The sequence below is a fragment of the Rosenbergiella epipactidis genome (assembly GCF_018494055.1).
Classification (GTDB): domain Bacteria; phylum Pseudomonadota; class Gammaproteobacteria; order Enterobacterales; family Enterobacteriaceae; genus Rosenbergiella; species Rosenbergiella epipactidis.
In genome coordinates this window covers 69,949-90,490 of record NZ_JABBFQ010000006.1, presented here as the reverse complement: position 1 = coordinate 90,490, position 20,542 = coordinate 69,949, and the positions used below count along the sequence as shown (strand labels likewise).

The 20,542-nt window shown below is 47.6% G+C and carries 17 protein-coding genes; 4 read left to right on the top strand and 13 right to left on the bottom strand.

Going from position 1 to position 20,542, the window contains the following annotated elements:
• Positions 1 to 301 precede the first annotated feature (301 nt).
• Positions 302 to 769: a manganese-binding transcriptional regulator MntR gene (gene mntR / locus HGT71_RS10780; protein ID WP_214217762.1), complete on the bottom strand. Its 468-nt coding sequence runs from the start codon at positions 767 to 769 to the stop codon at positions 302 to 304.
• A gap of 359 nt (positions 770 to 1,128) precedes the next feature.
• Complete coding sequence (gene ompX, locus HGT71_RS10775; protein ID WP_048911852.1) at positions 1,129 to 1,656, bottom strand: outer membrane protein OmpX; 528 nt, start codon at positions 1,654 to 1,656, stop codon at positions 1,129 to 1,131.
• A gap of 286 nt (positions 1,657 to 1,942) precedes the next feature.
• Here ompX and rhtA point away from each other — a divergent pair, with 286 nt between their 5' ends.
• Positions 1,943 to 2,854, top strand: a complete 912-nt coding sequence (gene rhtA, locus HGT71_RS10770; protein WP_214217761.1) for a threonine/homoserine exporter RhtA — start codon at positions 1,943 to 1,945, stop codon at positions 2,852 to 2,854.
• A 115-nt stretch (positions 2,855 to 2,969) separates the two neighbouring features.
• Positions 2,970 to 3,473: a DNA starvation/stationary phase protection protein Dps gene (gene dps, locus HGT71_RS10765; RefSeq protein WP_214217760.1), complete on the top strand. Its 504-nt coding sequence runs from the start codon at positions 2,970 to 2,972 to the stop codon at positions 3,471 to 3,473.
• Between the two features lie 17 nt (positions 3,474 to 3,490).
• Here dps and rlmF read toward each other — a convergent pair whose 3' ends face one another.
• The 8 genes from rlmF to pbpG form a co-directional block, all read right to left on the bottom strand.
• Positions 3,491 to 4,414, bottom strand: a complete 924-nt coding sequence (gene rlmF, locus HGT71_RS10760) for a 23S rRNA (adenine(1618)-N(6))-methyltransferase RlmF (protein WP_214217759.1) — start codon at positions 4,412 to 4,414, stop codon at positions 3,491 to 3,493.
• Positions 4,390 to 5,349, bottom strand: a complete 960-nt coding sequence (gene ybiB, locus HGT71_RS10755) for a DNA-binding protein YbiB (protein ID WP_214217758.1) — start codon at positions 5,347 to 5,349, stop codon at positions 4,390 to 4,392. The genes rlmF and ybiB overlap by 25 nt, the downstream gene beginning before the upstream one ends.
• Before the next feature lie 7 nt (positions 5,350 to 5,356).
• The gene (gene dinG / locus HGT71_RS10750) at positions 5,357 to 7,534 is read right to left on the bottom strand and encodes an ATP-dependent DNA helicase DinG (protein ID WP_214217757.1); all 2,178 of its coding nucleotides are present in this window, start codon (positions 7,532 to 7,534) and stop codon (positions 5,357 to 5,359) included.
• 77 nt (positions 7,535 to 7,611) lie between these two features.
• Complete coding sequence (locus tag HGT71_RS10745) at positions 7,612 to 8,136, bottom strand: GNAT family N-acetyltransferase (protein WP_214217756.1); 525 nt, start codon at positions 8,134 to 8,136, stop codon at positions 7,612 to 7,614.
• Positions 8,137 to 8,406: 270 nt separating this feature from the next.
• Entirely contained in the window at positions 8,407 to 8,931 is a 525-nt protein-coding gene (idi, locus tag HGT71_RS10740; protein ID WP_214217755.1) for an isopentenyl-diphosphate Delta-isomerase, read from the bottom strand.
• Positions 8,932 to 9,031: 100 nt separating this feature from the next.
• A complete protein-coding gene (bglX, locus tag HGT71_RS10735) occupies positions 9,032 to 11,329 on the bottom strand; it encodes a beta-glucosidase BglX (RefSeq protein ID WP_214217754.1) in 2,298 nt (765 codons plus the stop codon).
• A 141-nt stretch (positions 11,330 to 11,470) separates the two neighbouring features.
• Entirely contained in the window at positions 11,471 to 13,897 is a 2,427-nt protein-coding gene (locus HGT71_RS10730) for a DUF3772 domain-containing protein (RefSeq protein WP_214217753.1), read from the bottom strand.
• 85 nt (positions 13,898 to 13,982) lie between these two features.
• Positions 13,983 to 14,888 (bottom strand): D-alanyl-D-alanine endopeptidase, encoded by a 906-nt coding sequence (gene pbpG, locus HGT71_RS10725; protein ID WP_214217752.1) that lies wholly within the window; start codon positions 14,886 to 14,888, stop codon positions 13,983 to 13,985.
• 231 nt (positions 14,889 to 15,119) lie between these two features.
• On the opposite strand from pbpG, the gene HGT71_RS10720 reads away from it, so the two are divergent.
• A complete protein-coding gene (locus HGT71_RS10720) occupies positions 15,120 to 15,698 on the top strand; it encodes a DedA family protein (protein ID WP_048911841.1) in 579 nt (192 codons plus the stop codon).
• 147 nt (positions 15,699 to 15,845) lie between these two features.
• The gene (locus HGT71_RS10715; RefSeq protein ID WP_214217751.1) at positions 15,846 to 16,904 is read left to right on the top strand and encodes a L,D-transpeptidase family protein; all 1,059 of its coding nucleotides are present in this window, start codon (positions 15,846 to 15,848) and stop codon (positions 16,902 to 16,904) included.
• A 40-nt stretch (positions 16,905 to 16,944) separates the two neighbouring features.
• On the opposite strand, the gene HGT71_RS10710 is transcribed toward HGT71_RS10715, so the two are convergent.
• From HGT71_RS10710 to rhlE, 3 genes are all read right to left on the bottom strand, one after another.
• Complete coding sequence (locus tag HGT71_RS10710; protein WP_214217750.1) at positions 16,945 to 18,147, bottom strand: MFS transporter; 1,203 nt, start codon at positions 18,145 to 18,147, stop codon at positions 16,945 to 16,947.
• Positions 18,148 to 18,223: 76 nt separating this feature from the next.
• The gene (gene dusC / locus HGT71_RS10705) at positions 18,224 to 19,171 is read right to left on the bottom strand and encodes a tRNA dihydrouridine(16) synthase DusC (RefSeq protein WP_214217749.1); all 948 of its coding nucleotides are present in this window, start codon (positions 19,169 to 19,171) and stop codon (positions 18,224 to 18,226) included.
• Positions 19,172 to 19,175: 4 nt separating this feature from the next.
• A complete protein-coding gene (rhlE, locus tag HGT71_RS10700) occupies positions 19,176 to 20,507 on the bottom strand; it encodes an ATP-dependent RNA helicase RhlE (protein WP_214217748.1) in 1,332 nt (443 codons plus the stop codon).
• Between the last annotated feature and the right edge of the window lie 35 nt (positions 20,508 to 20,542).

The following is a 20,542-nucleotide window of genomic DNA, read 5'->3' as shown; positions in this document are numbered from 1 at the left end:
TGAAATTGTTAAATCATTAAACGCTTTTAATCTAACATTGGAATATACTTTATTAAGTAACTACCAGTTTCAGATAATTCTGGTACTGATTCCATTCAAAAATTGTGTTCATTACTTTCTCTTATAGTGTAAAAGAATTTTGATTAATTAACATAATTTTCAGAAAAAAAAATAATACGTCTTGAGGTTCGGTAACAATAACGACGAAAGAGCAGCGTTAAATTGACGAGGGAATAATAGCCGTAATCACTAATTATCCCCTACTCTTTATAAGGAAAATACCGATTTCTCGCGGCTTATTTTAGAGATTAATTTTTTTTTGGGCGATAAATACTTTGAAAACGGCTAAGGTCTCATCGCTAACATGGTGTTCGATCCCTTCGGCATCACAGTGCGCGACTTCCGGCGAAATACCTAGACTTAATAAAAATTCTTCAACTATTGCATGGCGCTCTCGGCTCTGCTGAGCCAAACTTTCACCTTCTTGAGTTAAAAATACCCCACGATATGGGATTTGTTGAATAAGCCCGGCAGCCGCTAAACGTTTCAGCATTTTTGCTACGGTGGGTTGTGAAACACCTAATCGTGCAGCCATATCTACCTGACGGACTTCGCCAAACTCATGAATAAGATCAGAAATTAACTCAAGGTAGTCATCAATAAGTTCGCGTCGATGCGCTTCTCTAACCTGTTTAAACCCTTCAACATGGTTTTCTAGATCTTTAATTGGGCCAATTGTTGGCTTTACACGAGTGTTAGGGTGATTCATCGAAATTCCTTACAAAGGCCAATGTCGACATTGCCGACCATGCTCACTATCTTAAACGAGATGAGGTCAAGCTCAACCCTTTTCTCACATAGCATTGGCTAAACAATATAGCCTGTGCTATAAATTATTAACGTTGACTATTCTGTCATCATTGTTGAGGAGGTCGAGCTATGCGTTGTAACCAAGAACACCCTCAGACATCGAGTCGTGCTCAACCCTCGCCTGTCCAGTCGTCTTGGTACGGCTACGCGACACTCTCTCCTTTTCAATTACGCCTTTACCTCTTAAAACGCCTACTACGCATTTTCTATAGGTAAAAAAAAACGACCCAAAAGGGTCGTTTTTTTGGAACTGTACAATTAGAAGCTGTAACCAACACCAGCGATCCAAGTACCAACGTCCACGTTACGGATACGGCTTTGCTCGTAACCAACGTCAAGTGCAACGTTTTCCCACGGGTTGAATTGCAGACCAGCACCGTAAGCTACGCCGACATCGCTGTTGCTTTTGCTGTTGTAACCTGCAGCACCGTGACCTTCAGCGTTGTTTTGAACGCGACCGATACCGATACCTACAACACCGTAGATGCTCGCCCAGTCATTCAGACGGTAAGCAGGACCTGCAGTGATGCCGTAGTACTGACCTTTACGGTAGTCATTAACGTTTTTGTTGGAATCTTTCTCAGTGTAAGTGAAAGATGCGATCCAACCTAATGGGTTAGACTCATCTTCGTAACGGTATTTTAAGTTGAAACCGTTAGCTTTGTTTAAAACACCTTGGTAATCGCTTTGTGCGTAACCACCAGTAACGGTGCTTTTAGCCATTGCAGAACCTGCAGAAACGGCGAGTAAACAAGCTAAAGCTGAAAGACATGCAATTTTTTTCATAATAACCTCAATGTGAAATTACTTTTATTTTTACTGACAACAGATGAAATATAACAAAAAAAAGTAAGAAACTCTGCTCGAATTTTGTTGTCCAACCCCGAGCAACATGTAACATAACGTGTACATTATCACTTATCTTACTGATAAACATGACTTAATTGTTCAAAAAAAGCACCTTATTTTTTTTGTAAAATAACAAATCTTTAAGCATATTCTGAATCTCTATAGCTATTTTTTCACGTTTCAATACAATTCTACCCTACCATTCACCAGATTTGAGCTCGCTATGACCACTCTGCAAAAAGGTGCTGCATCGGTATTTTACCCAATCGGCCTGTTGCTCATTGCCATGTTTACCTTACAAGGTGCAGCCTCTTTGGCTAAGTCATTATTCTCTGAAGTGGGTGCCCCAGGTGTTGCGGCGTTACGTTTAGGTCTTTCTACGATAATGTTGTGGGGGATGTTTAAACCTTGGCGATTAACGTTTTCCCCCGAACAACGTCGGCCATTAATTTTCTATGGCCTTGCCTTAGGTGGGATGAATTTCCTCTTTTATATGGCCTTGCGGACTATCCCGTTAGGAATCGGCGTCGCGTTGGAATTTGTTGGGCCGCTAACGCTTGCACTCGCTAATTCTCGCAAACTCACCGATTTTTTATGGATCATTATCGCCGTCAGCGGTCTGTGGATGTTACTACCGGTCCACGGTGGCGCGAATAATATTGATCCGCTCGGGGCGTTTTTTGCTTTGGCGGCAGGTGCCTGTTGGGCTATCTACATTATATTTGGTCAAAAAGCCGGGGCGGAACATGGTGCGGCAACGGTAGCGGTGGGATCACTCATCGCCTCGTTGGTCTTTGTACCCACCGGACTCATCATGGCAGAACCCGGTATTTGGCATTGGTCCATTATTCCTGTCGGGCTATTGGTTGCGTTACTTTCAAATGCGATACCTTATTCCTTGGAAATGATGGCATTAACGCGTTTACCTGCCAGAGTATTTGGCACGCTAATGAGTATGGAACCGGCTGTTGCTGCCTTCTCAGGATTTTTATTTCTCAATGAACACTTAACCCTTACCCAACTTGTCGGGCTATTGGCAATAGTATTGGCTTCGGCAGGGTCAGCGTTGACCATGAAACCTAAGGCTGGTCGTATCAAACGCATTAAGATTAAAAAGAAAAATCATTCTCATTAGGGTTAAATTATTCAGTCTATCTCACTGATAGGCTAGACCTTGCTGCAGTTTTTCAATGCACTGCTATACTAGTTTCAGTTGATTTCAATAGGTTCATAACAAGAAGGAATTTTTCATGAGTACTGCAAAACTTGTTAAAAAAAATAATACTGAACTGCTTTACACCCGCAATGACGTGTCGGATGAAGATAAAGCCGCAACGATTCAAGTATTAAACAAAATCGTGGTTGAACTGATTGATCTTTCACTGATCACTAAGCAAGCGCACTGGAATATGCGCGGTGCTAACTTTATGGCTGTTCATGAGATGCTTGATGGATTCCGCACTGCTATCACTGAGCACCAGGACAATGTGGCCGAACGTGCCGTACAGTTAGGTGGCGTCGCACTGGGTACCACCCAAGTGGTCAATGACAAAACACCATTAAAAAGCTACCCATTGAACATCCACAATGTTCAAGATCACTTAGTTGCTTTAGCAGAGCGCTATGCGTTGGTCGCTAACGATGTACGTAAGGCGATCAGCGATGTTAACGATGAAGATACTGCCGATATCTTCACCGCAGCCTCTCGCGACCTAGATAAGTTCTTATGGTTTATCGAAGCAAATATCGAGTAATTACTCGCGAAGCCAGCTTAGGCTGGCTTCATCAATGCTTTTCTTTCTCGCTTAGTATGAAAACTCCACACCAACAGTCGACTCTTTTTATTCCCCTGCCCCATCTCTATTTCTTTAACCACTGGCACAGACTTTTGCCTTAATATTTTTCTTAACGTACCTAAACTTTGCTGCTTGGCGACCAAGGTCGTAAACCACAATACTTGGTTTTTATAAATTACGCTTTCGTCGATCATCTGGCTTATAAAGCCAATCTCTCCGCCCGGACACCATAGTTCATGGTAACGTCCGGCAAAATTGAGCTGCTCAGTCGCCAGGCCTAAGTGATTGTTTTTCCTCGCTGTACCTTGTGCCGCGGCCTGCGCCGATGTATGGAACGGAGGGTTACATAAGGTCGCATGATAAAACTCATTCGGCTGTATAATACCGTCGAAAATTTTTCGTGAGTCTCTTTGCCTTCTTAAGCGAATCGCTCGCGTCAACCCGGTATTCATGGCTAACAATTGCTGTGCCGCGCGAATCGACTCAGGCTGACAATCACTGCCCGTAAATCGCCAACCGTATTCGGCGCTGCCGATTAACGGATAAATACAGTTCGCGCCACAACCAATATCCAAAACAGAAATATCGGGACCATATGGGGTTGGCAAGTCGTCGGCCAAACAATCCGCTAAGTGGTGGATATAATCGGCTCGACCCGGTATGGGTGGGCATAGGTGATCATCGGGTAACATCCACTCTACTTGATACCAATGTTTTAACAGCGCTTTATTTAACAGCTTAACGGCTTCAGGCTCGCCGAAGTTTAGGCTCTCTTTACCGGTGGGCGTCAGAGTCGACCAGGTTTTGAGGCTAGGTTCCAACCTAAAGAGTGCTGTTAAATCATAATGGCCTTGATAACGATTTCTAGGGTGCATCAGTAACCTTGCTCCGTAAGCCATAAATCCGCATCGCGCTGTAAACCAAAACGTCCGCAAACGACTAAGCAGCTGATCATCTGCTCGCGAAGTGGCAGTGGAATCGCGATATGTTTATCTAACACGGCCTGCATCCACGCAATTGTGGTCGCAATCTCTTTGTTCGCAGCCAACGGCGTTTGTGCAGGCACACCACGCGCTAGGATTTCTAAGGTTTCGTTCGTATCAGTATCGACATAGTGCATTGCCGAAGGTCGTTGCGGATTAAGATAGACTTCGCCCTCACACCCGTTAGAGACCAGTGCCTTAGCCTGAATATCACGGAAGAATTGCGTCACTTTGGGTAGATATTCAGGATGTGACACGCTAGTCAGCCGCACTCCCGCCTGTGCAACAAAGGGTGAAATAAGTTTCGCTAAGGTATGAGCGCTATTACGCAGACCGAGATGCCACCTTAAGTCGAGCTGCTTCGCTAAAGGGCGGCATAGCGTATCGATTGTCATAAACGAGAAACCCGTCTTTAAAAGCTGTTGATGACTTTCAGCAATATCACCTGCCGGGTTGATACCCATTGCCGCAAGGATCGCTGCGCTAGTAATACGCGTCGGGTCATTATGGACACCGTGTAGAAAGACATTCACCCCACACTTATGCAGTAACAACGCTAAAAGGGGTGTCATATTCGCTTGGCGGCGAGCGCCATTATAGCTCGGGATGATTAAAGTATTCGGCAAGGCTGGCCATTGTGGTAAAAACGCCTCCAGTCCCCGGTAGAAACCCAGTAATTCTTCTTCTCCCTCTCCTTTAATCCGTAAAGCGATTAAGATCGCCCCGAGAGAGAGATCATCAACCTCATCCCTTAATATCGCGCCATAAAGCGCCGCCGCAGTCTCTTCGTCAAGATGGCGAGCATGCAGTTTGCCACGACCAATCTCTTTAATTACTTGTTTAATATCCATGAGTTCTCTACTTACGCGATGTACGACGACGGGCTGTTTTCTGCTTTAACGCTGAAGGTACTACGCTAGCATCATTCGGCGCAAATTTTGGCTGTTCAATTGGAAAGACCGGCAGCGAGGCCAAGAGTCGGCTTCCATATTGACGTGTTATCAGCCGACGATCATAAATAATAATTTCACCGTGGCAATGATGGCTGCGTATTAATCTGCCGACTTGCTGGATTAACGTGAATGAAGCCGTGGGTAAACTCTGACTTTCGAAAGGATAGCGTTGCTTACTCTTAAGCCACTCACCTTCTGTTACGATCACTGGACTATCAATGGGAGCAAACGCAATTTTGTGAATGTGAACCGCCGTCAGTAAATCCCCTTTTAAGTCCAGTCCTTCCGCAAAAGATTGCAAACCAATCAGAATACTTTGTTGCCCTGCTAGCACTCGCTCACGATGCAGTGCGATCAATCGCGTGCGCGGTTGGTCACCTTGAACTAACATCGCTAAGCGTTTATCGCTCATCAAGGTGACGAATTGCTGCAATGCACGCATGCTGGAAAAGAGGACTAAAATCCCTTTATGATTCGATTCCACCAGCGTCTGGCGGAAAATCCCTGCCATTTCAGTAAGGTGTAATGCTTCGTGTTGGAAATCAGGCTCATACTGCATCTGCGGGATGATCAACTTACCCTGCTGCGCATGATTGAAAGGACTCTCTAGGCAGACAAAGCGGTCAGTGGCTTTTTCGCTTAACCCAGAGAGTTCCTGAAAGCGATTGAAAGTGTTGAGGCTGCGCAGAGTAGCCGAGGTTAAAATAGTGTGCGGGACCTTTGACCAAAGGATATTTTCAAGCTGCGTACTGACACGGATGCCCGCACAATGTAACCATAGTTGCAGTTTATCCTCCGCTGTCTCTAAGCTTGCCCATTTCGACACTGGCGCCCCAGACAGTTGTCGCAATGCCGCTAGGCGCCATAATTTTGACTGCGCTTCAAAATGGCCGAAAAAACGATTGAGCTGCAGCATGCCGCGGTGAATCCGCACCATATCTGCTTTGCCAGTTTGTTCGCCCAAGAAATTTAATAACGTCTCGGCTGCCGCGCGTAATCCGTCATAAAGTTTATACAGCTGTTCACATTGCTCCCTAAGCGCGTCGGGTAGTTCCCCCATCACAAATCGATAACTCTGCTCCGGCGCAGCCTTAACCTGAGGTAATAAAGCCTGTGTAAAGGCCATGACTAACTCGTCAATCGTTTCTCGGTGGGCCGCCAATCGTTCGGGCTTCGCCAGCGCTGGCGGAGATTTCAGCGTAAATTGCGCAGAGATCTGCTCAATCGTTTTTGCAAACAGATCGAGTTGGAGACCTAAACTGCTCGGCGTAATCTCCGCGCTGATCTCTAAGGCATCGCGCGCAACATCGGGAAGATGATGTCCTTCATCCATAATCAGCAATAAATCTTTCGCGGGAGGTAATACAGAGTCGCTCTCTAAGGCCGCCATCACTAGAGCATGGTTGGTGATCACCACGTCAACACTGTCAATATCACGCCGTGCCAAAAAGAAAGGACACTCTTTATACCATTGACAATGGTGAGCTAAACAATGCGCTTTATCCGTCGATAAGCGCGCCCATAAACGATCGTTAATGTTCTCTGGGTAGTGGTCACGTACGCCGTCCCAACTGCCCTTATCAAGCCCCTGCTGCAGCTGTTCACATTGTTGTTGTTCCTGCGGCGAGATAGCCCCTGGCGCTTGGCTACTGAGCGAATCGTCATCCAAAAGGTAAAGCAGATCCGGCTGGCTATTATCACCCGTAAAATAGAGGTTACGCGGGCAGACATAACGTCGCCGACCGAAGGCAGTGGTATAGGTGAGATCGGGGATAAAGCGTTTGAGTAGCGGCAGATCTTTACCGTAAATTTGATCTTGTAACGCAACATTAGCCGTACTGACGACGAGGGTTTTACTCTCTTCTCGACTGACCGCAATACCGGGGATAAGGTAAGAAAGGGTTTTCCCTACCCCGGTCGGCGCTTCGATGGCTAAATGTCGGCCCGAGTCACCGGCCAAGGTTTTGGCTACTTCCGCCATCATCTGACGCTGTGCCAGCCGAGGGATAAAATCATCAACGTTTCGCTGAAGTTTTTTATACCAATCGCTGATTTGCGCTTTTATTGCTGAAGTGAGTGCCATAACAACCCATTATCGAGTGAAACAGCCTGTATTTTTACACAGTATCCATGCAACGTCAGTAATTGTGGGGAATTTTTTTAATCATGAGTCAGGGTGCGAAACATCACAGTGGTCGCTTGGTATTCGCCTAACGTCGACTGTGCATAGCAGGGAATTTCTCCCGCCACTCTCCAGCCTAAAGATTGATAAAGGGCAACCGTGAAATCCTCTGTACGCGTATCGAGCACTAAAAGTTTAAGCCCCAGTTGTGTCGCACTGTCGACGGCCGTCTGCATCAGTCTTTTCGCGATCCCTTGACGCCGCCATGCCTGGCTGACGATCAATTTAAAAATCTCACCGCGATGGGTTCCGTTATACTTTGCGCAGGGCTCTATACCAATGACCCCAACAATATGTTGGTCAATTCGGGCACAATAAAAATAGACTTCATCGTGTGCAATCGCCTCACTCTGGCGCTGCCAGAAGCGATACATTGCATCAACCTGCTCGGTGGCGTTGGTATAGCCAATGCTAGCATCCAAGCTGACCGCTTCTTGCATCAATGCCGTTAACTGCTGAAGATCGTCGTCATTAATGGGTGATGTTATACGAGTAATAATCATCAGGCCCTCCTTTAGGAACGACTTTACCTGAACATCTTTTTCAGACGTCATAATATTATCTTATTGATACCGGATAAGGCACACAGCTTTAATGATCTCCGGGTTAGGAGTATTATCCCCGCAAACTATCTTTGAGACTCTGTAAATGAACATCAAAAAAATTTTTTTTATTACGCTTTTTATAGTGATGGCGTTAGGGGGAATTGGTGGCGTGGCGCTAATGGGGTATTCGATTGTAATCGGTAAATAGCCTCTCGCGTTGGGGGACGATTAATCCCCCGCCTGCAACTGCTTAGCCAGCATCGGAAAAGTCGTTTTAAACCACGGAGTAAACCGTTCCGGCGACGTAATTAGCTCTTGCTGAACCTCGGAGAGTGAAGCAAAACGATAGTTTTCGGCTTCATTCGGATTGAGTACAGGAAGTTGATCGGTCAACCCCGTAAAAATATGCCCAAACTCATGCTCAACCAAACCATCCGTTACCGGTAGATTATAATAAGTCTGCGTCAGCTTAGTGAGTGGTAGCTTTAACCCCATCTCTTCCTCAAGACGTCGTTCTGCGGCCTGCGGCGTACTCTCATTCGGAAAAGGGTGACCGCAACAGGTATTACTCCAGAGCCCACCACAATGGTATTTACTGAATGCCCGTTGCTGCAGCATAAGTTGCTGCTTGGTATTAAAAATGTACACAGTGATGGCACGATGTAGACGCCCCTGACGGTGGGCGGCTAATTTTTCCATTTTTCCCAGTGGATTGTCATGTTCATCCACCAGTATCACTTCGATATTTTCCATGCTTTCACCACATTTAGACATGCCAGAAGCCTAAGTGTAGCAGCCTTATTTTAAAAAAAAACTGCCTTATAACAAGGCAGCACAATTATCCAGCGAATGCTTAAGGGTAGTTGAATGATTTCGTTTCGGTATGGACTGAGTCGGTGCCGATTAACACCTCAAATTTTCCCGGCTCAATCCCCCATTTCATCTGTTGATTCCAGAAGCCTAAATCCTGTTTGCTGAGAGTGAAGCTCACTTTTTTCGATTCACCCGGTTGTAACTGCACCTTCTGAAATGCCTTCAACTCTTTAACCGGCCTACTAATCGAAGCGACGGGATCGTGTAAGTAAAGCTGCACGATGGTGCCCCCTGCCCGTTTACCCCTATTTGTGACCGTAACCGATGCGGTGGTGACCCCCTGCGACGAGCCTGTTGCGGAAAGTGTTATCGGTGACAAGGAAAACGCGGTATAGCTCAAGCCAAATCCAAAAGGGTAGAGTGGGCTATTATTGATATCAAAGTAGTGAGAAGTATATTTATTCGGATGCGTAAAGTCGTAAGGGCGGCCGGTTGGCAGATGGTTGTAGTAGAGCGGCAGTTGTCCGACTGAGCGCGGGAATGTCACCGGTAATTTCCCAGAGGGGTTCACATCACCGAATAATACATCGCTGATCGCATGCCCGCCTTCGGTTCCACTAAACCAGGTCTCTAAAATTACCTCGGCTTGTTGATCTTGCTGCGTAATATCCAATGCACGACCATTCATCAACACCAGTACCAGCGGTTTACCGGTGGCCTTAATCGCCGTGATAAGGTCACGTTGCGCTTTAGGCAGGCGGATATCACTACGACTTGAGGCCTCGTGAGCCATGCCTTGAGACTCTCCTACCGCCATGACCACGATATCGGCTTTTTTCGCAGTAGCGATCGCTTCCTCGCGAAGCTGCTGCGGGCTACGTTTATCGACTTCTACCGCAGGCTCATAAAGATTGAGAAAAGCCTGTACCTTAGGGTTATCGGTAATATTTGAGCCTCTGGCATAAAGCAGTGTGGCGTTATTCGCCACGGCTTCACGCATTCCCTGTAATAACGTCACTGACTGCTTAGTCACCCCTGCGGCCGACCAGCTGCCCATAATATCTCGCTGGCTATCGGCTAACGGACCGATTAAGGCAATCGTCCCCTGCTTCTTAAGCGGTAATATTTGCTGCCAGTTTTTAAGCAGTACTAAGCTTTGCGCTGCCACTTCACGGGCTTGAACACGGTGTAAACGATCTTCGGCATTAGTATCTTGCGGGTCACTTTCTGCTGGGCCTAAATGACTGTAGGCATCGCGAAATAGACCCATATCGTATTTCACATTCAGGACATGCCGTGCGGCATTATCCACTTCTGCCTCGCTTACCGCGCCGCTTTTCACTAATCTTGGTAAATATTGGCTGTAGTATTGGTCGCTCATGCTCATATCAATACCAGCTTTAATCGCCACACGCACGGCATCCGCTGGGTCGCTCGCGACCCCATGATTGATTAACTCTTTAATCGCGCCATGGTCACTGACGGTAATCCCCTTAAAATGCCATTGATGACGAAGCAGGTCGGTCAGCAGCCAATGATTGGCCGTAGCCGGGACACCATTGATGGAATTTAGCGAAACCATTACCCCGCCGCTGCCCGCTTGCAATGCCGTTTGGTAAGGGGGCAGGTAATGCTGGAACATCTGCTGAGGGCTCATATCGACACTATTGTATTCTCTGCCCCCCTCTACCGCGCCGTATAAAGCAAAATGCTTCACACTGGTCATCACCGAATTCCGGTCGGCAGGACTCTTGCCTTGCATCGCTTCAACCATGGTTTTACCCATAATCGAGGTTAAATAGGTGTCTTCACCAAACCCTTCTGAACTTCGACCCCAGCGAGGTTCATGACTGACATCGACCATAGGTGCCCAGGTCATATTCAAGCCGTCCTGCGCCGCTTCCAGAGCGGAGATACGGCCAACCGTTGCTACGGCTTGAGTGTCCCAACTTGCCGCAAGTCCAAGCGGTATCGGGAAGATAGTACGCTGACCGTGCACGACATCGTAAGCAAAAAATAAGGGAATTTTCAGTCGGCTTATCTGCATGACTTGGTCTTGCATAACACGGATATCGGGACGCGTAACGGTATTAAAGATCGCGCCCACCTGTCCTTTTTCAATCATCTGCTTAATGGTTGACTTCGGGGTGTCGGGTCCAACACTGATCAATCGTAGCTGGCCAATTTTTTCGTCTAAGGTCATTTTCTTTAATAAGGCAGAAACAAAATGATCACGCTGAGATTCATTGGGTATCTGAGGTGAAACGGGATCGGCAAAGAGGGAAGTGCAGAAAAATGCTAAGGGTAAGACAATAGCCTGAGGACACATCGATTTCATTAACAACTCTCTTTAGGATAATCCCTACCACTCACGCGCTTAGGGAGAAGATGATTGAGTGATGATAATGTCAGAATATTGTAAAAAAGAGAAAGTAAATTAATGAATGGCACGACGCGATGCGCCGTGCCAAAGTGAGGCTTATTGCGGGTCGACGGCTTGCGCCTGTTCTAACGCTTTTTGTTCAATTACCATCGTTTGAGGCGAAGATAGCGCGACATCTGCCGCGCGTAATCTTACTAATACCTCAAATAAAAGTTCACTGCGGGTGGCGGAGATTAACCGTTGTGAATTCACATTTCCCGTCACACTCAAGAGGATCCCTTGCGCGGAGAGATCCTTGAAACTCACCGACGGTGCCGGGTTATCCAAGATTTTCTCATTGTCATTGAACGCCCCGAGTAAAATATCTTTTACCTGTACTGGGTCGATATCTAATGGGAAGGTTAAGGGAATGGTCACCACCCCTTGAGCATTACCCATGGTCGCATTACGAACGTTTTGCGAGATAAATTGTGAATTGGGAACAATTACCGTCGATTTATCGGTTAAGAGGATCTCGGTAGCACGCACGTTTATCCGGCGAATATCGCCTTCAATTCCGCTGATCGTCACGAGATCGCCGACTTTAACCGGCCGTTCGGTAAGTAAGATTAAGCCAGAGATAAAGTTTTTAACGATCTCTTGCAAGCCAAAACCGATACCGACGGATAAGGCACTGACAATCCATGCTAATTTGTTCCACTGCACGCCAATCGCCGATAGGGTCATCAGTAAGACCAGGACAAACCCAATATTACTGAATAAGGTCACCAGCGACACACGCATTCCTGCGTCCATGGAAGTTTGGGGGAGAAAATCATTGTCCAGCCAGTTACGCACTGAACGGAGCACGTAAATACCGGCAACCAAAGTCACCAGCGCCATCACTATGTGTGAGGGGATTAAATTCAGTTTTTCAAGGCCGCGTCCAGCAAAGAAATCGATAATGCGACTCAGGATCTCGCCAGGGCTAGAGGATGAGATAGTGCCGTTCATCAATAATAAAATCAGCATAATAATGAGTGCAGATTTTAGTAAGCCAGAGAATAAGCTGCCTAATTGCAGTAACGTCTTCTCATTAAGATTAAGTGAACGGGTGACTAATTTACCCGGCGCACTATTGGTCGAGAATAAGACTTGGCATCCATCAATCGCTAAGGCATTAAGGAAATAAAAAGTACTGAGTAATATCCCGACCCAGATGACTTCGTAACTTAAGTATCGCGCCAACCCGACATAGCCAATGACCAAGCAGATCAGAATCGTAATCCCGGTAAGGATTAAAGCAATATCGACTAGGCCAGCGATGCGCGAACGTTCAACCTCATGACCTTCACGTTCTAAGCGTCGACGGATACGGCGTGTGCGGACAACCATCAGTAAGCAGAGTAAGCCGGTCAGAATCGCGGTAAGACCATTACCTAAGATAGTGGTATTCACGCTGGTTTCGATCGCCCGGTTAAAAGCTTCGAGTCCTTGGAAGATAAAGACTAGCGTCGCGATGATAATAGGGAAAGGCTTTAAGGCTTTCGCTAATTCATCATTGATCACCGGCAAACGCCAGCTTGGGCGACGCGTAGAAAGGAAGGCACGCCCTAGGCCGGCAATTAGCCCCGCTAACAGGCTCTGAATACCTAAGCTCGACACCAAGTCCCGTACATCGTCGGCGACATCGGGATGACGAGCAAAAGCTAAAGCCAAGAAATTACAGCACAGGGTGATGGCGAGCAGAGTCGTTATAGCGATCGCACAAGCGAGAAAGCTACGCCGCAGCCGCCCTTCAGAGAGTTTATTAATACTGACCCAAGCGAGGAACTCTTCCATATAACGGCGGCCAGCAACCATTACCAGTACGGCTGCAATAAACCACAGTGCCGTCCCCAAACGGTAACCGGGAGAGAAAGAGAGCTGCACACTTTGCTTGAGATCTTGAGCAAAACCAACAATCTTCGGCCCATCGACCGGATTATTGTAGAGTGGCTGCCAGAATTTAGCGGCTAGAATACTGCCGATATTAAGACTGACTTGATTTTTTAGCCGATCCCGTCGGTAATTTAAAATCTGCGACGACAAAACTGATGCGCCGTTCTGTAACGCGTTGGCTTGTTTGATCTGATCATCTAAACGTGATTTTTGTGCCATAAGCTGGCGACGCTTACTGGTGACATCAGAGGTCTCTTTTACACCACTGCCCGCCTCCGGGGCTGGTCCTAATACGGCCAACTGCGCATCGATCTGCTGGCTTTGTGGCACCAAGTTTTGTGAAAGCGTATTAGCATTTTCACCCAGCTCGACAGCCATATCATTTAATTGAGCGAGTTGTGACTCATCTGAGACACTCGAAACTTGTCCTTTAATTTTATCAAGGATAACTTGCATCTTCGGCAATTCTACCGCGGCATTGACCTTGGGAGCTGCCTCGTCACTACTTTGATCAATACTGTCCTCTGCCAGTACCGACGTCATCGGTACCGCTAAGGTAAAGAGCATACAGAGCGTCAAGATGACTTTTTGTAAACGACTCATACACATTCCTAAATTCCTTCCTTATCGCTATGAATAAGTATAGGGAGTTGTCAAAAATCTGCCTATCAGAAGGTGGCTGAAAAGCTTATTTTGCGGCTGCTCTATAGGCTAAGGCTGCGGCCGGAACGGGAGCCGCCTTTCCAGTTTCTAACCAACTGCGAATACGATTAGCGTCGGCAAAGTGGGTATATTTCCCAAAGGCATCCAATACGACCAATGCCACTGGCCGACCATTAATGACGGTTCGCATCGCTAAACAGTGGCCGGCTTCATCGGTATAGCCCGTTTTCGTTAGCGCAATCTGCCATGTTTTGTTATAGACCAGATGATTGGTATTACGGAAAGGTAAGTTGTAACGCGGATTCTGGAAAGAGGCCGTGGTTTCCTGCGTAGTGCTTAATTGCCCTATTAACGGATAAGCACGGGTCGCCTTAAGTAATTTAACTAAATCCTCGGCATCGGAAACGTTATGGATAGACAACCCCGTCGGTTCAACATAATGGGTATGATTCATCCCTAACGCACGCGCCTTCGCATTCATCGCTTGAATAAACGCGTTATAGCCGCCTTTATAGTTCGCCGCTAAGCTTGCTGCCGCGCGGTTTTCAGAGGACATCAATGCCAGCAGCATCATGTCGCGGCGGCTAATATGACTGTTCAATTTGACTCGCGAAAATACACCACGCATCTCTGAGGTTTGATGAATATGCACGGGGAGCAGCTCATCTAACGGCTGTTTAGCATCCAAAGCAACCATCACTGTCATCAGTTTAGTGATTGAGGCAATCGGCCTTACTCGGTCCGGATGAAGTGAAAAGATCACTTTATTGCTGGCTAGGTCGACGACCAAGGCGCTGCCAGAAGCGATCGGCGGTTGCACTAATCGATTCTCTTGGCTTGCACTATACTTAGCCGGAGTCACTTTCGCTGACACGGAAAAACAACAACATAACAGGAGAGCTAGGATACAATGATGGCGTTTTACTGGCATTTTTCGTCTAATATGGTCAAAGTCAATTTTCTGTATTGGCTACAGGCTGCCCACCTCCGAACCGGAGAAAAGCTGGCGACAGCATCATACGCGTGTCGAGTCAGAAAATGCTAAGTCTGTTTACTGATTTAGGCGGGTATTTGTAAAAAAATCTGTCAATTCACTATTTCGTATGCGGATAGTCGTATACATGATGATAAAACGATCATTTACTTACTTCAGGACCTTATTTTGTCTATCGATATTCATTCTCTGATCTCACATTACGGTTATCTCGCACTGGTTATCGGCTGTATGGCTGAAGGAGAAACCTTTGTTCTGCTGGGGGGGATTGCCGCGCACGAAGGGTTGCTGCACCTCTATTGGGTGATCGCTGCCGCCATGCTGGGCGGTATTATCGGCGACCAGATTCTGTTCTTTTTGGGTTGGCGCTATGGCACCAAGTTCTTAACCCGCTTCGAAAAGCAGCAGAGTAAAATTGATAAAGCGAACACGCTGATTCACCGACACCCTGCCCTATTTGTTATCGGGGCGAGATTTATGTACGGCTTTCGAATTATCGGACCGATCATCATCGGGTCCAGTGGGTTGCATCCTTGGCTATTCGTGTTACTCAACATAATCGGGGCCGCGATCTGGGCGGGACTCTTTGCAAGTCTAGGATTTTATGCCGGCAAGATTATTACCCCGTGGCTAAATCGTATCGAAGGTTACCTTGAACCCCTGTTTTGGGTGGCGGTGGCGGCATTAGTGATTTGGGGGGCTTGGAAACTTATTCAGTGGCTACGAACCCGAAATTCTGCTCAGTGATCACCAGAAATATCAGAATCTTTCACTGAAATACAAAAGCAGATGTTCATTCATCTCGTCTGCACATATACTGAGCATAAGGCTGAATTTGGTTCGGCCTATTACCTTGTTCACACTACCGTTAATCAGGTTTAAGCCATACATTCTATGAAAAAAAGCATCCGCGCGTTGATCTCTGCTGCCATGACTGTTGCAGCCTTTTCTCAGACTGCACAGGCGGTGGTATATCCACTTCCGGCAGCCAACAGTAGTATTACTGGTGAGAACCTCGAAGTTTCTATCCCTAGTGACAGCAGATTACCGCTGGAAGCTTTTGCAGCACAATATGAGATGGGGCTGAGTAATATTTTAGAAGCTAACCCGGGTATTGATGTATATCTACCGAAGGCTGGATCTAAACTGATCATCCCACAGCAATTGATTTTGCCTGATGCCCCGCGCGAAGGGATCGTTATCAACAGTGCTGAAATGCGTCTTTACTACTATCCGAAAGGCGGACACACCGTCGTCGTCCTACCTATTGGTATCGGTCAATTAGGCAAAGATACGCCACTTAATTGGGTCACTAAGGTCGAAAGTAAACGCCCTAACCCAACGTGGACCCCGACGGCGAAAATGCACAGTGAATATGCGGATGAGGGTAAAAATCTACCGACCATCTTCCCTGCGGGTCCGGATAACCCTATGGGGCTTTACGCGCTCTATATTGGCAAAATGTACGCCGTCCACGGCACCAATGCTGATTTCGGTATTGGGCTGCGTGTTAGCCACGGCTGTGTTCGTCTACGTGGTGACGATATTAAATGGCTGTTCGAACATGTCCCGGTGGGCACCCGCGTGCAATTCGTCAACCAACCAGTTAAAGCGTCCGTCGAAGCCGATGGGTCACGTTACCTAGAGGTGCACAATCCTCTGTCAACCACCGAAGAACAATTTACCAGTAATGCAGTAGTGCCGATTACCTTGACGCAATCTGTCAGTAAAGTGCTTTCTGATTCCAGCGTTAATCAAGACGTCGTGAACCAAGTATTGAAAAATCGTTCTGGGATGCCAGTAAAAGTCAATGGTGTAGCAGAAGCTCATGCGAACACGCCACAGCCTGTTTCTGAACAGAGTGACGCGCAACCGACTGAGGCACCCGACTCGGCTTTCTCCGCACAAGGAGCAAGCGATTCAGTGACTCAGCCACCACCGGTTGAAGAGTAATCTTTTCGTCGGCCACACCCTACGGTGTGGCCGATACAGCCTACTGCCCACTTTCGATGAGTCGACGGCTCTTAACCAGTAACGTTCCCACCAGCAACGCACCTAAACAAACCATGACGGCCGCAGCCAGATAGATTGACCGAATCCCGCTATGATTCATCAGCAAACCCGCCACTGGTCCAGTTAATCCCAAGGCAAGATCTAAGAAAGCGGAATAAGTGCCCAGTGCAGACCCTTTACTCTGTTCACTGACCCGCCGAACCGCTTCGACGCCCAATGCGGGAAAGACCAATGAAAAGCCTGCACCGGTAAGCAGTGCTCCAATATCGGCCCACAATACGCTTTCTGCATGCCAGAGCATAAATAATCCGATGGCCTCAGTGATGAGACAGCCGAGAGAGACGGCCAGCCCTCCGAAACGCGTGATCATATGACTAAACAGAAAGCGCGATAACACAAAGCCTAAGCTATAAAGGCTTAATGTCATGGCTGCGCCCTGCCACCCACGACTGGAGAAATAAAGGGTAATAAAGGTCGCAATCACGCCAAAGCCTAGCGTGCCTAACGCTAACCCCATCCCGTAAGGGCTGACTACCCCCAACACTTGGCGAAAAGGCAGACGTGGTGCCGTCAGCGAGATAGTAATACTGGCTTTGTGACGTGCTATCAAAAAACCTATCACGCCCATCAGCGTAATCAACCCCGCGAAGCCACTGATGCCAAACCATTGGTTCAACATCACCCCAAAGGGTGCGCCAACAGCCATCGCAAAATAGGTCGCGACGCCATTCCACGAGATAACCCGTGCAGTATGGACAGAACCTACTAAATTCATTCCCCATAATGTCGCACCAGTGCTACTGAAACTTTCACCAATCCCTAAGCAGATTCGACCTATCGCAAGCAGCAGTAGACTACTCATTGGGTGGCTAGCAGATAAGGCAGCGATTACCGTCATCGCGCCGCTGAGACCACAAAGTACCATCCCCAGCATAACGACTTTCTTCGGCCCAAAGTGGTCAGCCAGTCTACCGCTCTGTGGGCGACTGATTAGGGTTGAAAAATATTGTAGGCTGATAATTAACCCAGCGATAAAGGGCGAGTAGCCTAATTGATGGTGCACAAAACCTGGCAATACTGCTAAAGGGAGGCCGACTGAGAGATAGCAAAAGAAGGTAAATATCATTACCGACAAGATACGCTGATTAAGTTGACCGCGCGTCGGTTCGCTCTGCTGAGGCATATACACACCAAAATAAAAACAGGAATATCCTCAGCATAGCATATCAATAAGTCGAGGTTGCGTTACAAGGTTGGTATTAGGTTAATTTTATTAACTCTTTGTTAATGGCTTGGGCAATTGCGCGAGAATGCGTCATCGGACGGATTTGACTGAAGAGCTCATCAGCCTGAGCGTAGGATTTTCGTAAGTAGCCTAGCCATTGTTTAATCCGCGCCACATGATACATACCGGTATCACCCTGCTTTTCAAGATGACAATAGTTCTCCAGTAGCGCTACCACTTCTGGCCATGGCATCGCCGGATGATTATATTTGATCATCTTACTGAGGTTTGGGAGATGAAGCGCGCCTCGGCCGACCATCAGGTCACTGCAGCCGGTGGTCGCCAAACACGCTTGTGCCGATGCCCAATCCCAAATTTCACCGTTAGCGATCACCGGGATCGTCAGTCGCTCTCGAAGCGCGGCTATTGCCGACCAGTTAATGGCCTCTGCGCGATAACCATCCTGCTTAGTTCGCCCGTGAATCACAATTTCCGTTGCCCCAGCCTGCTCGACCGCATCGGCAATTTCGGTACTGTGATCGATGGAATCCCAACCTAAACGGACTTTTACGGTAACGGGAAGCGTAGAAGGAACCGCATGACGCATTGCTTTCGCCGCCTGGTAGATCAGTTCTGGGTCTTTTAATAACGATGCCCCGCCACCACTACCATTAACAGTTTTAGAAGGACAGCCACAATTCAGATCGACTCCCCAAGATCCTAGCTCCACTGCGCGATGCGCATTTTCAGCTAACCACTGTGGGTGCTGACCCAGTAGCTGGATCCTGACCAGCGTCCCTGTTGGCGTGCGACTCTGGTGCGCTAATTCTGGACACAAACGATAGAACGATTTCTTGGGTAATAACTGATCAACGACTCTTAAAAACTCCGTGACACAGAGATCGTAGTCGTTGACCTTAGTCAGGAGTTCCCTGACTAAGGCGTCCAGCACACCTTCCATCGGTGCTAACAATACACGCATTGGACTAGCGATTACCCTGCGGTTTCTTCGCGGCAGGCTTTGTTGACGCAGAAGCCCCATTACGCGTGCGAGGCCGAGAGCTATTTTGTCCTTGAGGACGGCCCTGTCCGCGCGAGCCATTATGCTCAGAGCGTCCACCGCGTCCAGCACCACGTCCGCCTTGGCGTCCGTTTTGAATCGGTTCAGCTTTAATAGACGGATCCGGCTCGTAGCCTGGAATGGCTAGACGAGGAATTTCTTTTTTCAAGAGCTTTTCGATATCACGTAATAACTTATGTTCATCTACACACACAAGTGACAGTGCAGATCCACTGGCCGCTGCACGGCCAGTACGGCCAATACGGTGCACATAATCCTCCGCCACATTAGGAAGCTCGTAGTTCACGACGTGAGGCAGTTCTTCAATATCGATGCCACGTGCCGCAATATCGGTCGCGACTAATACGCGCACTTCACCGGTTTTAAAATGCTCAAGCGCACGCGTTCGTGCACCTTGACTTTTATTACCGTGGATCGCAGCAGCCGTAATCCCATCTTTATTTAGCTGCTCTGCAAGGTGGTTAGCACCGTGCTTGGTACGGGTGAAGACTAATACCTGCTGCCAATTTTCCTTACCGATTAAATAAGAAAGCAATTCACGCTTACGCTTCTTATCAACGAAATGCACCTGTTGAGATACTTGTTCGGAAGCGGTATTACGGCGAGCCACTTCGACTAATTTTGGATGATCTAGTAACTTTTCCGCCAGTGCTTTGATCTCGTCAGAGAAGGTCGCCGAGAACAGTAAGTTCTGACGACGCGTCGGCAATTTCGCTAAAATACGACGGATATCATGGATAAAGCCCATATCTAGCATACGGTCGGCTTCGTCCAGCACTAAAATTTCGATATTCGATAATTGCACGGCATTCTGCTGCACGAGATCGAGTAATCGACCCGGTGTCGCAACCAGTACGTCAACTCCGCCACGCAATTTCATCATTTGCGGATTGATGCTGACGCCGCCGAATACCACCAGCGACCGTAATTTAAGGTAACGGCTATAGCTTTGCACATTCTCCCCGACTTGTGCGGCCAGTTCGCGCGTAGGCGTTAAAATGAGTGCTCGTACCGGCCTACGTCCATTAATAGGCTTCTCGCTTGCGGCAAGACGGTGTAACAGTGGCAAGGTGAACCCTGCGGTTTTACCCGTACCCGTTTGCGCGCTGGCTAATAAGTCATCCCCCGCTAAAACGATAGGAATCGCTTGTTGTTGGATTGGCGTAGGGGTGGTGTAGCCCTGTTCGTTAACAGCACGCAAAATCTCGGCATGTAAACCGAGTGAATCGAAAGTCATGGGGTATTGCTCCAGAGACACCCTGACCGTCTATT